Source organism: Natrinema soli (genome assembly GCF_028618695.1).
The window spans coordinates 1-690 of record NZ_JAQIVI010000165.1 but is presented as its reverse complement, the minus strand read 5'-3'; the positions used below and the strand labels follow the sequence as shown (position 1 = coordinate 690).

At 69.7% G+C, this 690-nt stretch carries 1 pseudogene; it reads right to left on the bottom strand.

From position 1 onward, the window contains the following. A pseudogene (locus PGX04_RS11530) lies at nt 1–690 on the bottom strand (bacterio-opsin activator domain-containing protein); the annotation flags it as partial.

The following is a 690-nucleotide window of genomic DNA, read 5'->3' as shown; positions in this document are numbered from 1 at the left end:
GCGGCCGCGGCTCCCGTCGGCGCGTCGACGTCCGTCTCCAGGGGAACGGTCGTCGACTCGAGGAACTCGCCGTCGCGGCCGACCCACGTCGACGGGACGACTCGTTCGCGACCATCGTCCGCGTGACCGACCCAGGCGAGCCCTATTTCGCCGGCCGATTCGAGCGGGTCCAGAGACACGATCGCTTCACAGAGCCGTCGTTCGACCGCCTCGCGCGTGTCGGCCGTCAGTATCGACTGCCCCGCATCCCACACCCGTTCCGTCCGATCGACGAGGGCTTCGAGGCGATCTCGCTCGTGCCGGCACGTTCGGAGGCCGTCGCCACGCTCGAGTGACTCGAGGGCGACGGTCGCGGCGTCCGACACCGCATTGATCGGGTCCGACTCGAGCCCGTCGAACGCCATCGGTTCAGTACTGGTCGCGAGGACCACGGCGCGGTCCGCGACCGGAACGGCGAGAACTCGCTCGGCCCGGAGTCCAGCGCGCGCGAGGAAATCCTCGAAGTCCGCCCGCTCGTAGACTATCGGTCCATCGTTCTCCGGGTGATCGGCCGCTCCGTCATCGTCCGGGTGAGCAACCGACGCTTCGTTCTCGAGAACAGCGGACAATGGGTTCCCGTCGGGATCGATCGGCGGCGGCTCGAGCGAGCGCCGGTCGCCACCGGTGCGGTCGGCCGTCGCGACCGTCGCC